The following is a 16,589-nucleotide window of genomic DNA, read 5'->3' on the forward strand; positions in this document are numbered from 1 at the left end:
GGGTCGATCTCAGGATTGTCCACGGAATGCTAGCTTGAACATTACCAGGATGTTCATTGCGGCTCAGAACATGAACGTTGCCATTCGGATGTGAGGCGCAAGGCCGAACAGCCCTGGCCGCTATGGGTGTAGCAATCTACCGATCGAGGACTTTGTTGCCCAGAACAAACTTCGATACTTCCTCTATTGCAACCAAGGTAATGCTTCAAACTGCGCGAACTCGGATTCCAATTTCCACTGCGTCCGAGCGCGATCGCTCTTCTTCAAAAAGGCCGAACATCCCGTCGAAAAAGAGTTAGAACCCAGCGTATCGCTGGCACAAGCAGGCGTCGCTGCCGCAAATCCGCTCGATTGCCACAGGCTCTCCCCTTTGAGGAAACTATACTCCAAACTATTGCGAGCCAATCGTTTCAGATCCTTGTAGCCCAAGTTATATCTGCGGGCTACCAGCAAATACTCATTGCTCAGATCGCTGCGGGACACGCCTTCATCATCGGAGGCGATCGCGAGCGGTACTCCCGCATCCCAATAACTCTTGAAAGGATGTTCGTCTCCCTTTACATTCAGAATGACCTCATTGCTGGTGGGACATATTTCGACCAGCACCCCCCGCTGCCGCATCTGGGCCATCAGTTCGAAGGGATTGTCTTCATAGAGTACGTCGACCCCGTGCCCGATACGCTTGGCCTGGCCGATTTCCACGGCTTGACGAATGTGAAACCGCAACGCTTCGGTGGGGACTAATCCCAGAGTCAACTCGCCCGCATGGAGCGATATTTTAGTGTTGGGGAATTGACTGTGGAGAAATTTCAACATCTCCATTTGCAACGTGTAGTCGCGCAATGCCACGGGATGATCTTCTGGCGCAACCAAGTTAATCCCCACCACGCGCGGATCGATCTTGGCTAGCTCGAAGGCATAGGCAAATTGAGCAAATACTTCCTCCGGCGGTTTTGTGCGAGTGGTTTGTTGCAAATAGCGCACCGTCACGCCGCAACCGGGCTGTGCTGTCGCTGTACCGCAGCCTAAAGTTTTAGAAGTCTGACGTTCTAAGTCGGCCAAATCTTGAGTGCCTTTCTCGACTAGTGTCTTTAATCCTCTATCGAGTAGTTTCTGGCGCATTCGTGCGAAGTTTCGGTTCCAGCCTACCTGCTTGCCCAGTTGACGAGCCTCGCTGCCCTGAACGGTCAACATTAGCTCTAGGTAGGAAATATGCTGGGAAGCGGCGCGATTGGCAACTTCTGCCACCATATCGTCTTGACGGGATGGCGCTGAAGAAATAGGAGAGAAGCCTCCAAATGCTTCAAAGAATTGGTCGTGCCCGGATTTCTTTGCAAAGCCCAGATTGCGAGTCGAAAACCGATCGACGAGCGCATCGTAGATTTTAGTGCGATCGAACAATTTGGACGCCGGGAAATAGGTATTACTCTGGTTGCAAGCTTTGGGTTCGATCAGGGCGATCGCGCTCGGATCGACGCAATACCCATCTTCTGCGGCCCATTTCAGATAATTCTCGGCATAAACCGCACCGCTTAAGTGACTGTGAATATCCCCGCCCTTCGGCATTCGCTGCAAAAATGCGCGCAAGACAGGTGGGCGATCGCGATGTTTTTCAAACCAGGTGGCCACTTGCGTTTCAGTGCGCTGACGAGCGCTTTGGGTCGCGGGCGCTTCCCGCGCGGCAACCCCTGAAACGCAAACGCTAGAGCAGACTAATAATCCCCAAAATAATTGCAGCTTAAAGGATTTAGGCATTGGAAGATGCATTCGCGACTAGGATACATACAGGTTCAGACTACACCTCAAAACAAGAAACGATCGTGAATTTTCAATACAAAATTCAATAGAGAAATAAAAAACTCATTCGACCATCTGCGGCGATCTCATTCTTAAGTCATGCGTTTGGGCACTGCGATCGCCCCCCCAGACGGATGGACCGACGCACATCACAGATTACATCAATTTTGTTTAGACAGAATTTAGTATATTGAAGCTATTGGAAATAATTTTGCCTTTTCCAGGAGAAGTAACGAGTTAGATCTCTGCTACTAAGCATATAAATAGGAATAAAGGCACTGAGAATCGCCAAGATCGAACTCCCTACGATGAGGATGGTGGAGAGTTTTGAACTCAGTAAAAGAATCATTGTTATTAAAGCGATTGCCAAAAAACTACAGATACCTATCAAGAGCCATTTTGCCCATTTTCGCCCTTGCAGAACAAAGTACATTACTACAATTGTGAGTAAGATTCGACCAATAGCCCATTTATCCCGCACAACGATTGCCAGGGTAGTATCTAAAGTGCAGAGCACCAGAAACATGGCGAGTAATCGATTCCGAGCGCTCAAGATAGCTCGATCGGGCTGGGTCATGGTGTTTGCGATAATGTACCGATAATTACAGTTGAATCATTGTACGGATCGAGTTTGGCTTTTGGCCATTTAAATCTCTGTGTCGAAAGTTTGGCTCCAGGTAGTTTAACAAGATTTGCCTGCAGTTTTGGTGGTTGGCAGATTAACAGAATAAGCAAGGCCTAACGGCCACGTTCATCGAGCCGGAATCGGTGAACCTTCCATTTCATAAATGCGGCAAGTCCGGCTTTGGTGTAACGCTTTGTTCATCCGTCATTTGCAATCGTCCGCCGTTCTCATCAATTGATTGCTGCGCGATTTGCAAAACGGAATCTCGAAATTGTACCAGATTGCTGGGAGTTTGGCCAAGTGAATCGAATACAAACAAGTACGGGGGATCGTATTCATTAATGCTGCCTGTTATCCAACTATCGGCAAGTGCATTTAGGTTTTTACCGTGCCAATCCGGAGCGCCACATTGTGCGAATACCGTGTCAAAAAACTCATCGGTGCTGTTGATTTTTGACCAATCTACAACGACTCTCGTAACATCAGCATATTGCGGCATCCGAATCCAGTTTGCACCAACGCCAGTTCGAGTTGCAACCCAGCCCGGAGGAAGATCGGCAACATCAAGCACGGTTTTGTCGTGTTCAACAATCTCGCCCAGGCCTACAACCATTGCGACGCTTGGGTCTGCTCCTTCATCGGACAGGAATTGCCAACCGTGGTCAGATTCATCGTGTACGACGCGAGCGATCGGTCTACGATCGTGGAGCACATGTCGAGTCGTAAATGTTGCACAGTTACGCGGTTGGTCAAATGGCCACATATTGCATCGTTTAAAGGACAAACTATTTATTCAACCGCGTACAGTGGTCTAATACGCGTAGATGATATGTTATCCAGCATATTTCAATCTAACTCCAAAATTCAGGATTTATACAGCTTTTGCAATCTAGCTCTGTTGAAAGTAGAGTTAGACTGCAATTTTGTTATTAAACCATGATTTTAATGGGTTCAAATCCCGCTAAGCTAGGAATTCTTAGAGCGCAGCGATCTAACACTCTTTCATATAGCCCTACGAGAGCATGTTAAGACGTTTGTAAATAGCCCGCTTTGAGCAGTAAGGATTTGATTAAGCAGTGCGTCCTAAGCAAAATCCGTAGTGCTATAGTGAATGATCTTGCATTCTATTTTTTCCAGCCTCTTCTATGCCTAAATCCATAGATTTTTCTCTACCGTCAAGTTTTATATCAAAAACTGTATCTCCCTCGACGGCATCAGCGTAAAGATTGATGTCCCCCGCCCACTCACACATTAAGAAATATAGGGATTGTGGCCAATCCATTCACTGAATTCGCTATGACAGAACTAGCGAACTGATGCCGACGTTCGCGATCGATCTATGGGTCATGGAGTGAGTTATGAGGTTTTTCCGTCGTGTCTTGAAGACGTGGCGATTTTTGGTGGTGGGGCTTGTAATAGGAGTGGCGATCGCTGCCTGCACCCAACTCGATCTCGGGACAAAGACCGCGCCGCTGCCTGCGGTTGCAGCGCTTCCCAATCCCAAACTGCCAGACTGGATCGAGCAAATCAGCCCCCTCGGTCAAACCGATCCCCTCGCTCAAATCCGCATTCGCTTCAAAGAACCGCTGATTCCGTTAGAACAGCTTGAAAGCGAAAGTCAGCAAACGCTGCTCCAGCGCTTCGAACTCACCCCCGCACTTCCCGGTCAATTTCGCTTCCTCACCCCACGCATGGTTGGTTTCCAAGCAGAGCAGGCCCTTCCCCAAGCAACGAGGGTTAAAGTCAACCTCAAAGCCGGACTCGCCGACCTCAAGCAACACAAACTCGCACAAGATCTAGCCTGGACCTTCAATACCGCCCCCATTCAGCTCACCAACCTACCTGGCAAAACCGACACCAACGCCGCCGAACCCGAACCCATCGGCCTCAACCCCAAACTCGAAATCACCTCCAACACCGAACTCGATCTGACCTCCTTGGGACAGCAAGCCAGCCTGATTCCCGAGGGAAAACAGCAGCGCGTTGCTTTACAAGCCTTTCTCAAAGACGCAGACGCGGCCCAAACCGAGCGCGAAGAAGCAACCCCCGCCGAATTATTCAACCCAGCCGAGCGCGATTGGGTCTACGTGCTGACCCCTAAAATTCCTTTAGATAAATCCACCTCATATCGCCTAGAAGTCGCGACCGGACTGAGATCGGCCCGCGGCAACCTAGCCAGCGAAACCCCCTTCAAAAGCGAACTCAAAACCTACGGTCCTCTGGCGTTTCAGCGCCTCACCTTTGAAGGTCAACCCGACTCCGGCGGAGCCTACGGCCGATTTGTTCGCGGCGCGCCGCAACTGCAATTCAATAATGGATTGGTCGCCGATTCCGTCAAAGCCAACATCACCGCCTCGCCGCCGCCCCCCAAGGACGCGCCCCTCGCGCGAGCGTATGATGGCGATCGCACCGTCAGCCTCAACCCTTGGGCCTTTGAACCGAACGCAACTTATGCGATCTCCCTCGGGGCAGACCTGAAAGATAAATTCGATCAAACCCTCGGCAAACCCGTTACCGTCACCTACCAATCCGGTGATGTCGCCCCCGACCTTTGGGCGCCGACAAACTTAAATATCTTTCCTGCCAGCACCGATCTGCAACTGAATCTTTCGGCGGTGAACCTGCCGGATGGAACATACCAAGCCGCCTATCGCGTCGTGCAGCCGACGGACTTGATCTACTCCGAGAGTGCCAATCCCGATGGCGACGGTCCCGATTTGCTCCCTCCGCCCAAGGATTGGAGCCGTTTCAAAATTCCCAATCCGACTCAGAACAAAGCGCAAGAACTTGCAATTCCCCTGCGAGAAAAATTGGGTGCCGAGACGGGAATGCTGGCCTACGGCATCAAAGCCAGGACAAATCAGTACAAAGATCTCGATCGAGAAAAATGGCGGGAGCCGACTTACTACGGATTAGTGCAACTCACCAATCTCGGCGTATTTGCCCAATGGTTTCCGCAGTCGGGATTGGTGCGAGTGCACCACCTGTCCGATGGATCTGCTGCCAAAGCCGCGACGGTGGAAGTATATCCGTCCTTGGTGGGCAAAGCCGCTCGGGGCGATCGCCCTTGCGCCACGGGTATTACAGACCAAACCGGGACGCTGACCCTAGGGCTAGAAGCGTTGCAGCAATGCATGGAAGGAAAGGACGGTTTTGCCGAAGCGCCCAATCTACTCGCGATCGCGCGCGAGCAGAAAGACTGGGCATTCGTACGCGTCTTAGACTACAGCGGCTACGACTACGGCATCGATCCGGGCTGGAATGGCGCTAAGCCCGAGTCGCGAGGAACTATTTTTTCGGATCGCAAGCTCTACCAGCCGGGCGAAACAGCGTGGTTTACAGGTGCTGCTTACTACCTCAGGCAGGGAGTCTTGCAACAGGATAAAAAGGTGCCCTACCAAATTACGCTAGAAGATCCCAATGGCCGCAAGACGGATTTAGGCAGTCAAACGACCGATGAATTTGGGACCTTTGCCGTGAAAGCGGAACTGGCTGCAACTCAACCCTTGGGCTACTACAAGATTCAAGCCAAAGCTGCCAATGGCGTTGAAATTACCGGAGACTTCCGGGTCGCGGAATTCAAGCCGCCGAATTTCAAGGTCGATTTAACCCTGGATGGAGACTTTGCAACGCCCGATCGAACCATTACGGCAACGGCTCAAAGTAACTATCTGTTCGGCCCGCCCGTCTCGGGCGGGAAGCTAAACTACTACGTCACCCGTCAGCCCGCGACCTTTACGCCAAAAGGTTGGGATAAATTCACCTTTGGGCCGCAGTGGTTCTGGCCGGAGGAGCAACCGACCGTCACGTCCGACGTCTTGCAAAATAGCACCGCCCTCACCCCGCAAGGCCAAGGCACCCAAGCGATCGCAGTAGCGGAAGATTTGCCCTTTGCCATGACCTATCGCGTGGATGCCGAGGTGAAGGATGTTTCCAATCTATCCGTCGCCGATTCTCAAACCTTTACGGCCTTGCCGAGCGATCGCCTCATCGGTCTCAAGCACGATTTTGTTGCCGATGCTGGCAAACCCTTCCCCATCGAAGTCATCGTGACCGACCCTGCCGGAACAGCGATCTCCGGCGATCGGGTGCGCGTCGAACTCCAGCAAATGACGTACAGCAGCGTTACCCAGGTCGTCGAGGGCAGCCGGACGGCTAAAGATCAGGTCGAATACGCAACCGTCGACCGAGCCGAATTGGCTTCCGCAACCGCCCCGCAGACCGTCCGACTGACCCCGAAGGAGTCCGGTTCCTATCGCATCCGCGCCAATTTTACAAATGCCAAAGATTCCAGAACCGCTACCGACCAACGCATCTGGGCTACAGGTTCAGAACCCGTCTTTTGGGGCAGTCGCTACACCAATAACCGCCTAGAACTCCGACTCGACAAAGATCGCTACCAACCGGGCGACACCGCTACCGTCTTGATTCAATCCCCTTACCCAGAAGCAGAGCTGTACCTATCGGTCGTTCGCCACAAAGTTCTCTATCAGAGCATCACCACCATCAAAGGCGGTGCCCCTCAAGTTCGGTTTCCCATTTCTGCCGAAATGCTCCCCAATGCTGCCGTGGAAGCGGTGCTAGTGCGGCGGGGTCAGCGTCTGTCCGAAGTCGAACCCGGCAACCTCAAAGATCTCGTCCGTATGGGGTTCGCTCCCTTCGACCTCGATCTGGACGCCAAAACCTTGTCCGTGGCGATCGCCCCCACTCAACCCACTGTCCTGCCCCAGGCCGAACAAACCGTAAATCTGACGCTGAAAGACCTCCAAGGACAGCCCGTCAAAGGACAATTTGCGGTCGTGGTGGTGAATGAGTCGGTCTTGCAACTGACGGGCTACCGCATCCCCAATTTAGTGGAGACGGTCTACGCCAAACAGGATATTTCCACGCGTTTTAACGACAATCGCGGCGATGTCGTACTCGAACCGCTCGTCTCTCCCTTGCAAAAAGGCTGGGGCTTTGGCGGCGGCTTTGCGGCTGGAGCAGGCAGTACTCGCATCCGCACGGACTTTAGAGCCTTGGCTTACTACAACGGTTCCGTGCTGACCGACGATCGCGGACAGGCCAGCGTCACCTTCAAACTCCCTGACGACCTCACCACCTGGCGCGTCATGGCCGTCGCCACCGATGGCAATCTCCGCTTTGGCAACAACGATGTCACCTTCATCACCACCAAACCCCTGATTTCCAACCCCGTCCTGCCCCCATTTGCCAGACCCGGCGATCGCTTTGAGGCGGGGCTATCCGTCACCAATACGACCGGGCAAGCGGGCACCCTGGATATCCAAGGTACCCTCGACGGCGCGGCGCAGTTCGAGTCCGAGGCTAAACTCCAACCCCCCGCACCAACGACAACCCAAGCCTATCGATTGCCCATTCTCGCCACCCAGCCGGGAACCGCTCGAATCCAGTTTGCCACGAAACTGGGAAGCAACGCGGATGCCTTTGCCGTGCCCCTAGAAGTAAAACCCTACGCCGCAATCGAACAGGTCGTCGAGTCTGGGACGACGACCGCGCAAGTTAAAATCCCCCTCAATATCGGAAACAACGTCGATCCAAAGGCAGGTGGTCTGGAGATTTCTCTCGCCAGCACCCTCATTCCCGAACTCACTGCCCCAGCCAAGCAAGTTCTCCAGGAAGAACAGCTACCCTTTTTAGAACCCGCTGCCAGTCAATTGGCGATCGCGGCCCAAATCAAAACGCTGTCCCAACGTTACGGGCAAGCCTTTCAGGACTTCAACCCCGTCGAGCAGGCCAACTTGGCCCTGACGCGACTGCAAAAACTTCAGACCCCCGACGGCGGCTTTGCCCCTTGGCCCGGTCGAGAAACGTCAGATCCCTTTATTTCTCCCTACGCGGCCCAGAGTTTAGCGCAGGCGCAAGCCGCCGAACTTCCGGTCCAGCCAGGCACGATCGCCGCAGTCAAAGGGTATCTCAACAAACTTCTCGCCAATCCCAGTCAATCGGACCTGTGTAAAGAGGACCTCTGCAAAGCTCAAATTCGATTGGAAGCGCTTCTGGCCTTGGCTGAATTCGGCGATCGCCGCAATACGTTTGTCTCCGATATCTACGCCCTTCGCGCTCAGTTCGATCCGACGACTCAGCTCAAACTGGCGCGTCTCCTCTCGCGCCTCCCGGACTGGAATACCGAAGCAACGACTCTCGCCCAGCAACTGCAAGCTTCGCTATACCAAACGGGACGCACGGCTACCCTCAACCTGCCACAGTCTTGGCGGTGGATGAGTTCCCCAACTGCGGCTCAAGCTGAAGCCCTCCGCCTGCTCGTCGAACGGAAGGACTCGACCGAACTCCAAGACCGCGCGTTGCAGGGACTCCTATCCCTTCGACGCGAGGGAACTTGGGGCAGTACCTACGACAACGCGCGAGCGTTCGCCGCTTTAGTCAGCTACAGCAAACAACAGCCCGCGCCGCCTCAATTTGCGGCGATCGCCCAGCTCGCCAATAAGACCCTCATGTCCCAAACCTTTGCGGGCTTCCAAAAGACCAGTATCGATCGCGCTGTCCCGATGGCCGAACTGCCCCGCGGAAAACGCGATCTCGTCCTCAAAAAAACTGGGAAAGGGACCCTTCACTACCTCGCCGCCTACCGCTACCAACCCCAAGGCGATCGACCCGGTCGGTTCAACGGGCTGCGCGTCACCCGAACCGTGCGGCCTGCCAATCAAAACAAAGTGTTGCAGCGCGTGGGCCTGACCCCACCGTCTCAACCCCTATCCCTCAACGTGGGCGAAGTCTTCGACATTGGCTTAGAAATCATTGCCGATCGCCCCGTCGATCGGGTCGTCATCACCGATCCGCTTCCCGCCGGATTGGAAGCTGTCGATACGTCCTTCCAAACCTCGACGCCTTACTTCCAGTCCAAAGGCGATCGCTGGCAAATCGATTACCAAACGATTTACAAAGACAAAATCGTAGCCTATGGCGATCGCCTTGAGGCAGGGGTTTATACGGTTCGCTACCTCGTCCGTTCCGTTACGCCGGGAACCTTTCAATGGCCGGGAGCGGAGGTTCACCTGCAATACGCTCCCGAGGAATTTGGTCGTTCCAGCTACTCTCAATTAAAGACTGTGGATCGTGTCAATTAACGGCAAATGAATACCTGACTAATAGGAGACTATCGTGAACCCATCACCGACTTCAGCCCAATCCGTTTCAGCAACGATGGGCAAAACGATTTATCCAGAACCATTTGCCTCGCAGGTCAAAGGGCGACTGAAACGCAAATTGGGCGAATATTTCGGGCTGACTCAGTTTGGGGTCAATCTGACTCATCTTTCCCCTAATGCAGTCTCTGCCCTTGCCCACAGTCACTCAAAACAGGATGAATTCATCTTGATTCTGGAGGGCAATCCAACGCTAGTGCTGGGAGAACGGGAATTCCCGCTCAGTCCGGGGGATTGCTGCGGCTTCAAAGCAGGTACGGGAGTCGCGCACCAACTGGCAAATCGATCGCAGGAAACCGTCACTTACCTGGAGGTGGGCGATCGCACCGCAGGAGATGAAGTCGAATATCCCAACGACGATCTCAAAGCAACTCAGATAACAGGTGGTGAGTGGATGTTAACGCACAAAGATGGCCGTCCGTATGGCAGCAAAGCAGAATAGAAGATCGAAGGTGGAATATCTGCCTGACCGATCGAAACTTCCGATTCCGCACGATGGTGAATCCTCTCGCGAATGACTGAGAGCAGGTATAGAGATTTCTACCAACGACTTTTAGGATAAAAATCTAAGCGACCCAATCCAATATAACTATTTTGGGCTGACGAGCCTTCGGGATAGCCCCTGACCTCAAACAAATAGGTACCCGGATCGGGGTTTTGCAACGGACGGAGGGCAACGGTCACTTTCTGGCCTGGGGTAACGGGCGGGTCAAAGGTCACGGTAATCGTTCGAGAAGGGGGATCTGTAACGACTATTCCCAAAGGAATTTTAGGGCCTTGACTGCGGCGATCGCCGACAAATGCTTCGGTTCCTTTGGCTGAGAAATTGGGATAGTTTAAACCTTGAGTGAGATGAAAATCGACTTGCTGTAAGGGGGCATTAGCACCCGAGGGCAGGTCGATCGTGAAGTAATAGAGCGCGCCTAACACATTGGCATCTCTATTTGAGGTTACGGCCTTGACCAGAGTGGGAAGCTGAACAAAGGAGGTCTTTTGCGTTTTGGGTGGCAAAGGTGCGAGAGTCTTCGGGGGATCGGTATTGGGCTGACTGGGGATAGTTGGCGCGGGTGCAGCGACCGCAGCGATCGATGAAGGATTTTCCTTGAGCAAAAAAGTATTGATTGGGATGCCTAAATTAAACCCAGCCTTGATAACCTCTGACTGATTTTCTCGATTCGGCAAAAAGACTTCTCGTCCCTCTGCCTGACCGTGAATGCCAATCACTTCTGCCCGGTCGTTAAAGATGGGTCCCCCGCTCATTCCGGCACGAGTGACGTTGGTATAGATCAGCCGATAACCGCCAGGTAGCGCGCGCGGGGACAACCCAGAAATTGCGCCGGACGTAAGCTGATAGATATGCGGAATAGCAGTGCCAGCCGCTGGCCATCCCGCAATGTATACGGAATCCCCTTCAGACAGGCCATCCGAATTACCTAATTTAATGGTGGGATAGCTTTGAGAGCTTGTAAAAGGAATAATAGCGAGATCGACATCGGGAAACTTTTGGATCTCGCTGGAGGCAATACTGTACTGCTGACCGTCTGAGGTTGATAGTCGATAGGGTTCGGGTGTCTGGACCACATGCTTTGCCGTGAGGACGAAATATTTATCCCCCTGTTTGCGAAAGATTACGCCAGAGCCAGAGCCCGTTCCTTGAATCAGCACTGTAGCGGGTTTGGCAATCTGATTGACGTCTCCCCCTTGAGAGGCAGCTAACGTCAAGGAATCGATGGCGATCGCGGCGAATGGCAGAATAAAGACCGATACTAAGGCTACTGGTAAAAACATGACACCTCGTGCGGGTAGCAGCGCAATTACAGAGAAATCCACCTATCTTAAAGTGTATGAGTCGATTTGCGCGCCGCACAGTCTACCGAGATAAGTCTTTATCATTTCACAATCGCGCGGGAGAGAGTCAGGGTTTTTCCTCAGTAGGCACTTCAGAAATCCTAACTCTCTCTTTGAACTCAGCGAACAACCCAGAGAATCGAGGGTTCGTTCGGATTAGCGACGGCTGCGGATGCGTTGGTCGTTGCGCTGGTCGACGTTGTTGCGATTTCCTTTGATATCGCTGTCGTTGAGCGCGTCTTGAAGGTTGACTTCGTCGCCGCGGCCCCGACGACCTCGTCCGGTGTCGATGCTTTGGCGGTTGCTTTGGTTCACTCGGTTGCCGTTGCCGTCGATCGTGCTCACGTTGGTGCTTGTTTGGGAGTTCCCCGTGTCCTGAGCGTGGGACGGAATCGCGATCGCGCCGAGGGTGGAGATAGCAAGCAGGGTTACGATAATCTTTTTCATGGTAAGTTTCCTTCTATAAGTTGATTGGTTTGAGATTCGGTTGAGGGCGCTTGGCTTTCTCTTCCGATGTGTGTATCTTCGCGTTAATGCTCGAGACAGACAGTGATATCTGCCCGCATTACAGGGCGATCTTTTTGGCTTGAATCGGTGATGGCGATCGCGATGCGTTGACCCTCGGTAGGAGCGCGATGCCTTGCGCCCCTACTGAATGGTTGGTAGTTTCTATTTCAGGAATAGCCTTAGCGCGATTGGGACAGAGACTGTTGTGCTAAGGCTAAATGGTGTTGAGCGCCCAATCTCTCGAACCCACGTACCGCCTCTCTTAAGTGCTGTTGTTTCAGAGAAGAATTTTTTTGTAGATGACAGCCATACTCGTAATGACTGCAAGCCCGTTCGTAGGGCATCGTCAGGCGGTTGGCGTAGAGCAGAGCTTCCTGCCAAAGCCTTCTTGCCCGCCGATCGTTCCCTTCTAACCATGCTTTATACCCATTTAACCTAAAAGCGCGAGATTTTCCGATTGCAAAGGCATTCGCATATCGATCCATCGCCTGACAGGCAATGGATACTTCCCGCATATAGGGTCGAATCAGTTCGGGATGGTGTTTTAAGAGCAATAAATAGACCTGTGCCGTGCTGGCATATCCTTCTAAGATATAAATTGCGATCGGAGGAGATTGTCGAATGAGGTTCAGCGATTTCAGTGCAGATTCTAATGCAGTCGGCACATCGCCTCGATTGAAAGAAATCAACGCGGAGATTCCCATCAGGCGAATTTGTTCGCAAATGAGCTGTTCCTGAGGACTTAGAATGACTTGTGCCAGTTGGGTACAGTGTTGGGCTTCCTCGTACTGACCGAGGCAGAGAAATTCTTCGGCTTGTCCCAATAGCCCCCAAGATTGAGCTTGGATGTCATCTCCTTCCTCGCCCAAAGACAATGTTTGCTGCCAAAGGGAAAGGGCGGCATTGAAATTACCCTGGCAGTGATCGATTAAGGCGATCGCAGAGAGCGCCTCAGCTAGATGATGGCGTTCCCTGGTTCTGTGAAAAATCTCGGCGGCCCGATCCAACGCCTCGCGAGCAGACTCCCACTGACCGCAGCCGCTTTTATAGGCTCCGGTCACTAGCAAAACCCATCCATGACTGGATAGCGGCGTGTGAATCCGTTGCACAGTCCGGTCTGCCAACTTTGCATAGTGTCTGGCCAAACCATGCATCTTGTTCGTGCCAACCACGAAACACATATTGGCATATATACTGGCCAGTTCTGGAGACGGCGGTAAACTTTCAGCAAGATTTAGGCCGATCGAACTAGCATAGGTTGCCAGGGTACGACAATGGGCGTAGTAGTAGGCTTCTCCCAAACAAATATAGGCACGGGTCAGTTCTAGTCGAGTTTCTTGCACGGACGCAGGAACCTTATTGCCTTTTGGCAGACCCATCAGATGACAAACTTGACGGAGGATGTTTCGCAGCAGGCCTAAGGCTAAAGATCTATTTGTCTCAGGAATAGGAGAATCCAGCAATCTCACAGCGCATTGAAGCTGGGTAATCCCCTTGGGCAACTGTCCCAGCCCGATATACGCTTCTGCCAGTTGTCGGTGCCAGCTGGCTCTGAGGAGAGCGGGTTGGGGAAGTTCTGCAGAAGAGAGGGTGAGTGCCTTCGTAAAAAAAGATACGGCCTCAGCATAGGCACCGCCCTGGAATGCTCGATCGCCAGCTTTAGCGAGAAACTGCAAGGTCTTAGCCGAATTTTTCGCTCGGCTCCAGTGGTAGACCAATCTGGGGTAGTATGCCGCTAGGTTTGCAGATTGGTTGCGTTCGTACCACTCTGCTATCGCGTGGTGTAGCGCGCGTCGTTGTGCAAACAGCATTGAGTGATACGCAACATCCTGAGTGATAAGGCTCTGAAAGCTATAGGCTATATTTTCTGAAGGAGCGATCAAAGTAATTAAATTGATTTCCTGAAGTCCTTGAAGGTGTATCGGTAGATCGGGCTTGTCGGTTTCCAAGGGATAAATTTCGTGGAGTAAAGGATAGACAAAGCTCCGCCCGATCGCGCTGGCCGTTTTGAGTGCGAGCTGTTGGGGCGGTGAAAGATGGTCTATACGATCCATAATCAGGGCTTGGAGTGTGGTGGGAAGTTCTACAGCTAAGGACACAGAAGAGGAAAGGATCAGTTGGCGATCCGACGGACGAATCTGAATATTTCCAGCCCCAAGGAGTGACTGCGCGAGTTCCATGCTGTACAGTGGATGTCCTTCGGTTTTTTGATAGATCGGTAAAAGAAGTCCTTTGGAAATACTGGATGCATTCAGCTTTTGACAAATTAAGTCGCCTGTTTCTTCTCGGGATAGCCGCTGTAGCGAGATCGTTTCAACGATGGAAAGCTGTTTGAGTCTGAGATATCCATCAAAGCCATCTTGAGTTGAAGGTCGGCTTAAAATCACAAATTGAATGGGGAAAGACTGTTGGCACGCGGCCAACAGTAAGCTCCAAGAGGCTGAATCTATCCATTGAGCATTTTCTAAGATAATAATGGGCTTGGCATGCCCCAATGAGTGCCGGATTATTTCCAGCAACATCAGACGAGTATTTTCAGAACGGACCGATGGCAGCATTGATCGAGTGAGTGCAGTCTCAGGGAAATTGACTCCTAAGATAAAGTTCAGAAGCGGCATCAATGGTTCGAGGTCGGCTGGGAGGTTTAGGGCTTGCCGAAGCCGAACGCTCTGAAATTCCGCATTAGGGCCGTCAGCAATCGGCAGGAGCTGACTCAAGATCTGCCGCCACAGATAGTAGGGAGTATTTTGCTCGATCGCATCGCCCGACCCGATTAAATAAGCGATATCTTGCGCCTGCATCCAAGTCAAAAAAGACGCAATTAACTGAGACTTGCCAATTCCAGCTTCTCCTTCAACAATGAAGATTCCTCGGCGTTGCCTTTGCAAACATGTTTCAAGCCAACGGATCAAGCGCTGTCGTTCGACTCCGCGACCGACTAGGTTAGATATAGGTTCGAGGGGGATCTGGCGGTTGAATTTTAGGGGTTGATAAGCAATGACGGGTTGTTCGATCCCCTTAAGGCAAACGCTGGGAAGAGCGCGGAAGGTGATGCGCTGGCGCGTCGCTTTATAGGTTGTGGCGTCGCATAAAATGCACTCTCGAGCGACCTGCATGAGCCGAGCGGCCAAGTTTACTTTATTGCCAATCGTGGTGTATTCGCGACGCTTTGCGCTACCGATCGCTCCGCAGAATACATTACCAGTCGTCACTCCAATGGAACATTTCCACCCCAGTTTTGTTAACGCGACTTGCATTGCCATTGCAGCCTTAACACCGCGTTCGGCATCGTTTTCGTGGGCGAATGGCGGCAGTCCCATAACGGCAACGAGGGTTGCGCCCTTATCGTCCACGCTAATTTTATTAATGCTGCCTTCAAAACGATAGAGGTTAGTTTGTATTGCTAGCATTGCATCTTGTGCTTGCTGTAGCGAGATATCTTCTAGGTTGGGTAAGTTGACAAACAGTAGCGTTACCCAACGGTATTCCGCCAACCACTCTCGATGTCCGGTACCCAGTCTTGTTAGAATGGCAGCAGGGATGTAGGCTTTCAAACCAGCCTCGAGGTCGCGCGGTAAAGCTGGCTGCTGCAGCGAGATCGGAGGGGGCTTCAGATTGGTGCAAAGCAGTCGCACATTCCCGTGTTCGAGCAGGCTACCCTGGGAATCTGCCTGGATGAGCGTCCAGGCATCGGATGAAATCACGACCCATCCAGGATTTGCTTGCTTTTGTAATTGTTTGGTTTGAACGAGCGGCACGCCAGAAAGTGCGAACTCCCAGCGTTTATTGATCCCTCCCAGGTGGGCGATCGCAATCTCGCCAGCGGCAACGCTAATCCGAAGCGATAGGGAAACATTTTCCACAGTGACATGCGTTTGAAGCGTTTCTTGAATGGTTAGCGCGCATTGTCCGGCATAAAGGACCTGTGACTTCAACGTTTCAGGTCGAGAATCTGACAACCACAGCGCCAAAAGCCCATCTCCAGCAAATTTAACGACATCACCCCGATATTGATGAATTAAGTCGATCGTTTGACCGAAATAGGCATTGAGAATCTGAGTCAGTTCTTCTAGCCCTGCCGAACCGGATTGCATCAAATATTCTGTAAGCTTCGTAAAACCGGATATGTCGATAAAGACCGCTACAGCAGCATATCGTTCGCTCAAGGGGCAAGCGATCGGCGTTGCATCCTGTAAAAGTCGTCGAACGATAAAGGATGGAACGTAACTTGCTAGTGTTTCGACGAGATCGTCCACAATTCACATTCCTTAACGGTCGCCTGTTGAGAATTAGGACGGAGGCTGAGGTAGAGATAGACAATTACACTTTAAATCAAGATTTCCATCCGAATCTTCATTTTTCAAAAAAGCAGGGGAAATCTTAGTCAATCTTTCTCCCTCTTCTAAGTGACCTCGATCACTGCATAGATGCATCAGAATCGCTAGATTACTCCTACAGCCTCATATTTGACCCATATTAAGGTGTGCAAATTATTATGAAGTACCTGATTGACTGAAAAACGTCTAAAACCATTTGGCTTCGTTGTTATCTCGCTCGGGAATTAATTTTCAAGCTAATAGTAACAGTTCATTAAAATGGACTTACTTTTCTATAGTTCTCTTTAGAAG

9 protein-coding genes are annotated in these 16,589 nt (G+C 51.9%); 2 read left to right on the forward strand and 7 right to left on the reverse strand.

From position 1 onward, the window contains the following. Nucleotides 1–183: 183 nt before the first annotated feature. The 4 genes from R6H26_RS14155 to R6H26_RS14170 all read right to left on the reverse strand — a co-directional run bounded on the left by R6H26_RS14155 (nucleotide 184) and on the right by R6H26_RS14170 (nucleotide 3,704). Nucleotides 184–1,755 carry an adenosine deaminase gene (locus R6H26_RS14155; protein WP_404783143.1) on the reverse strand — a complete coding sequence of 524 codons (1,572 nt, stop codon included), beginning with the start codon at nucleotides 1,753–1,755 and terminating at the stop codon, nucleotides 184–186. Nucleotides 1,756–1,993: 238 nt separating this feature from the next. Then, on the reverse strand, nucleotides 1,994–2,374 hold the full coding sequence (locus R6H26_RS14160; protein ID WP_404783145.1) for a hypothetical protein: 381 nt from the start codon (nucleotides 2,372–2,374) through the stop codon (nucleotides 1,994–1,996). Between the two features lie 205 nt (nucleotides 2,375–2,579). After that, on the reverse strand, nucleotides 2,580–3,035 hold the full coding sequence (locus R6H26_RS14165) for a barstar family protein (protein ID WP_404783146.1): 456 nt from the start codon (nucleotides 3,033–3,035) through the stop codon (nucleotides 2,580–2,582). A 489-nt stretch (nucleotides 3,036–3,524) separates the two neighbouring features. After that, nucleotides 3,525–3,704 (reverse strand): hypothetical protein, encoded by a 180-nt coding sequence (locus tag R6H26_RS14170; RefSeq protein ID WP_404783147.1) that lies wholly within the window; start codon nucleotides 3,702–3,704, stop codon nucleotides 3,525–3,527. A gap of 76 nt (nucleotides 3,705–3,780) precedes the next feature. On the opposite strand from R6H26_RS14170, the gene R6H26_RS14175 reads away from it, so the two are divergent. Next, a complete protein-coding gene (locus tag R6H26_RS14175; protein ID WP_404783149.1) occupies nucleotides 3,781–9,528 on the forward strand; it encodes an alpha-2-macroglobulin family protein in 5,748 nt (1,915 codons plus the stop codon). Nucleotides 9,529–9,562: 34 nt separating this feature from the next. Beyond that, the gene (locus R6H26_RS14180) at nucleotides 9,563–10,048 is read left to right on the forward strand and encodes a cupin domain-containing protein (RefSeq protein WP_404783150.1); all 486 of its coding nucleotides are present in this window, start codon (nucleotides 9,563–9,565) and stop codon (nucleotides 10,046–10,048) included. A 98-nt stretch (nucleotides 10,049–10,146) separates the two neighbouring features. Here R6H26_RS14180 and R6H26_RS14185 read toward each other — a convergent pair whose 3' ends face one another. From R6H26_RS14185 to R6H26_RS14195, 3 genes are all read right to left on the reverse strand, one after another. Then, a complete protein-coding gene (locus tag R6H26_RS14185; RefSeq protein ID WP_404783151.1) occupies nucleotides 10,147–11,394 on the reverse strand; it encodes a DUF2808 domain-containing protein in 1,248 nt (415 codons plus the stop codon). A 216-nt stretch (nucleotides 11,395–11,610) separates the two neighbouring features. Beyond that, nucleotides 11,611–11,901 (reverse strand): hypothetical protein, encoded by a 291-nt coding sequence (locus R6H26_RS14190; protein WP_404783152.1) that lies wholly within the window; start codon nucleotides 11,899–11,901, stop codon nucleotides 11,611–11,613. Between the two features lie 239 nt (nucleotides 11,902–12,140). Continuing rightward, entirely contained in the window at nucleotides 12,141–16,217 is a 4,077-nt protein-coding gene (locus tag R6H26_RS14195) for an adenylate/guanylate cyclase domain-containing protein (RefSeq protein ID WP_404783153.1), read from the reverse strand. Nucleotides 16,218–16,589: the final 372 nt, after the last annotated feature.

The sequence above is a fragment of the Altericista sp. CCNU0014 genome (genome assembly GCF_044923475.1).
In the GTDB taxonomy this organism is placed as follows: domain Bacteria; phylum Cyanobacteriota; class Cyanobacteriia; order Thermosynechococcales; family Thermosynechococcaceae; genus JAAURS01.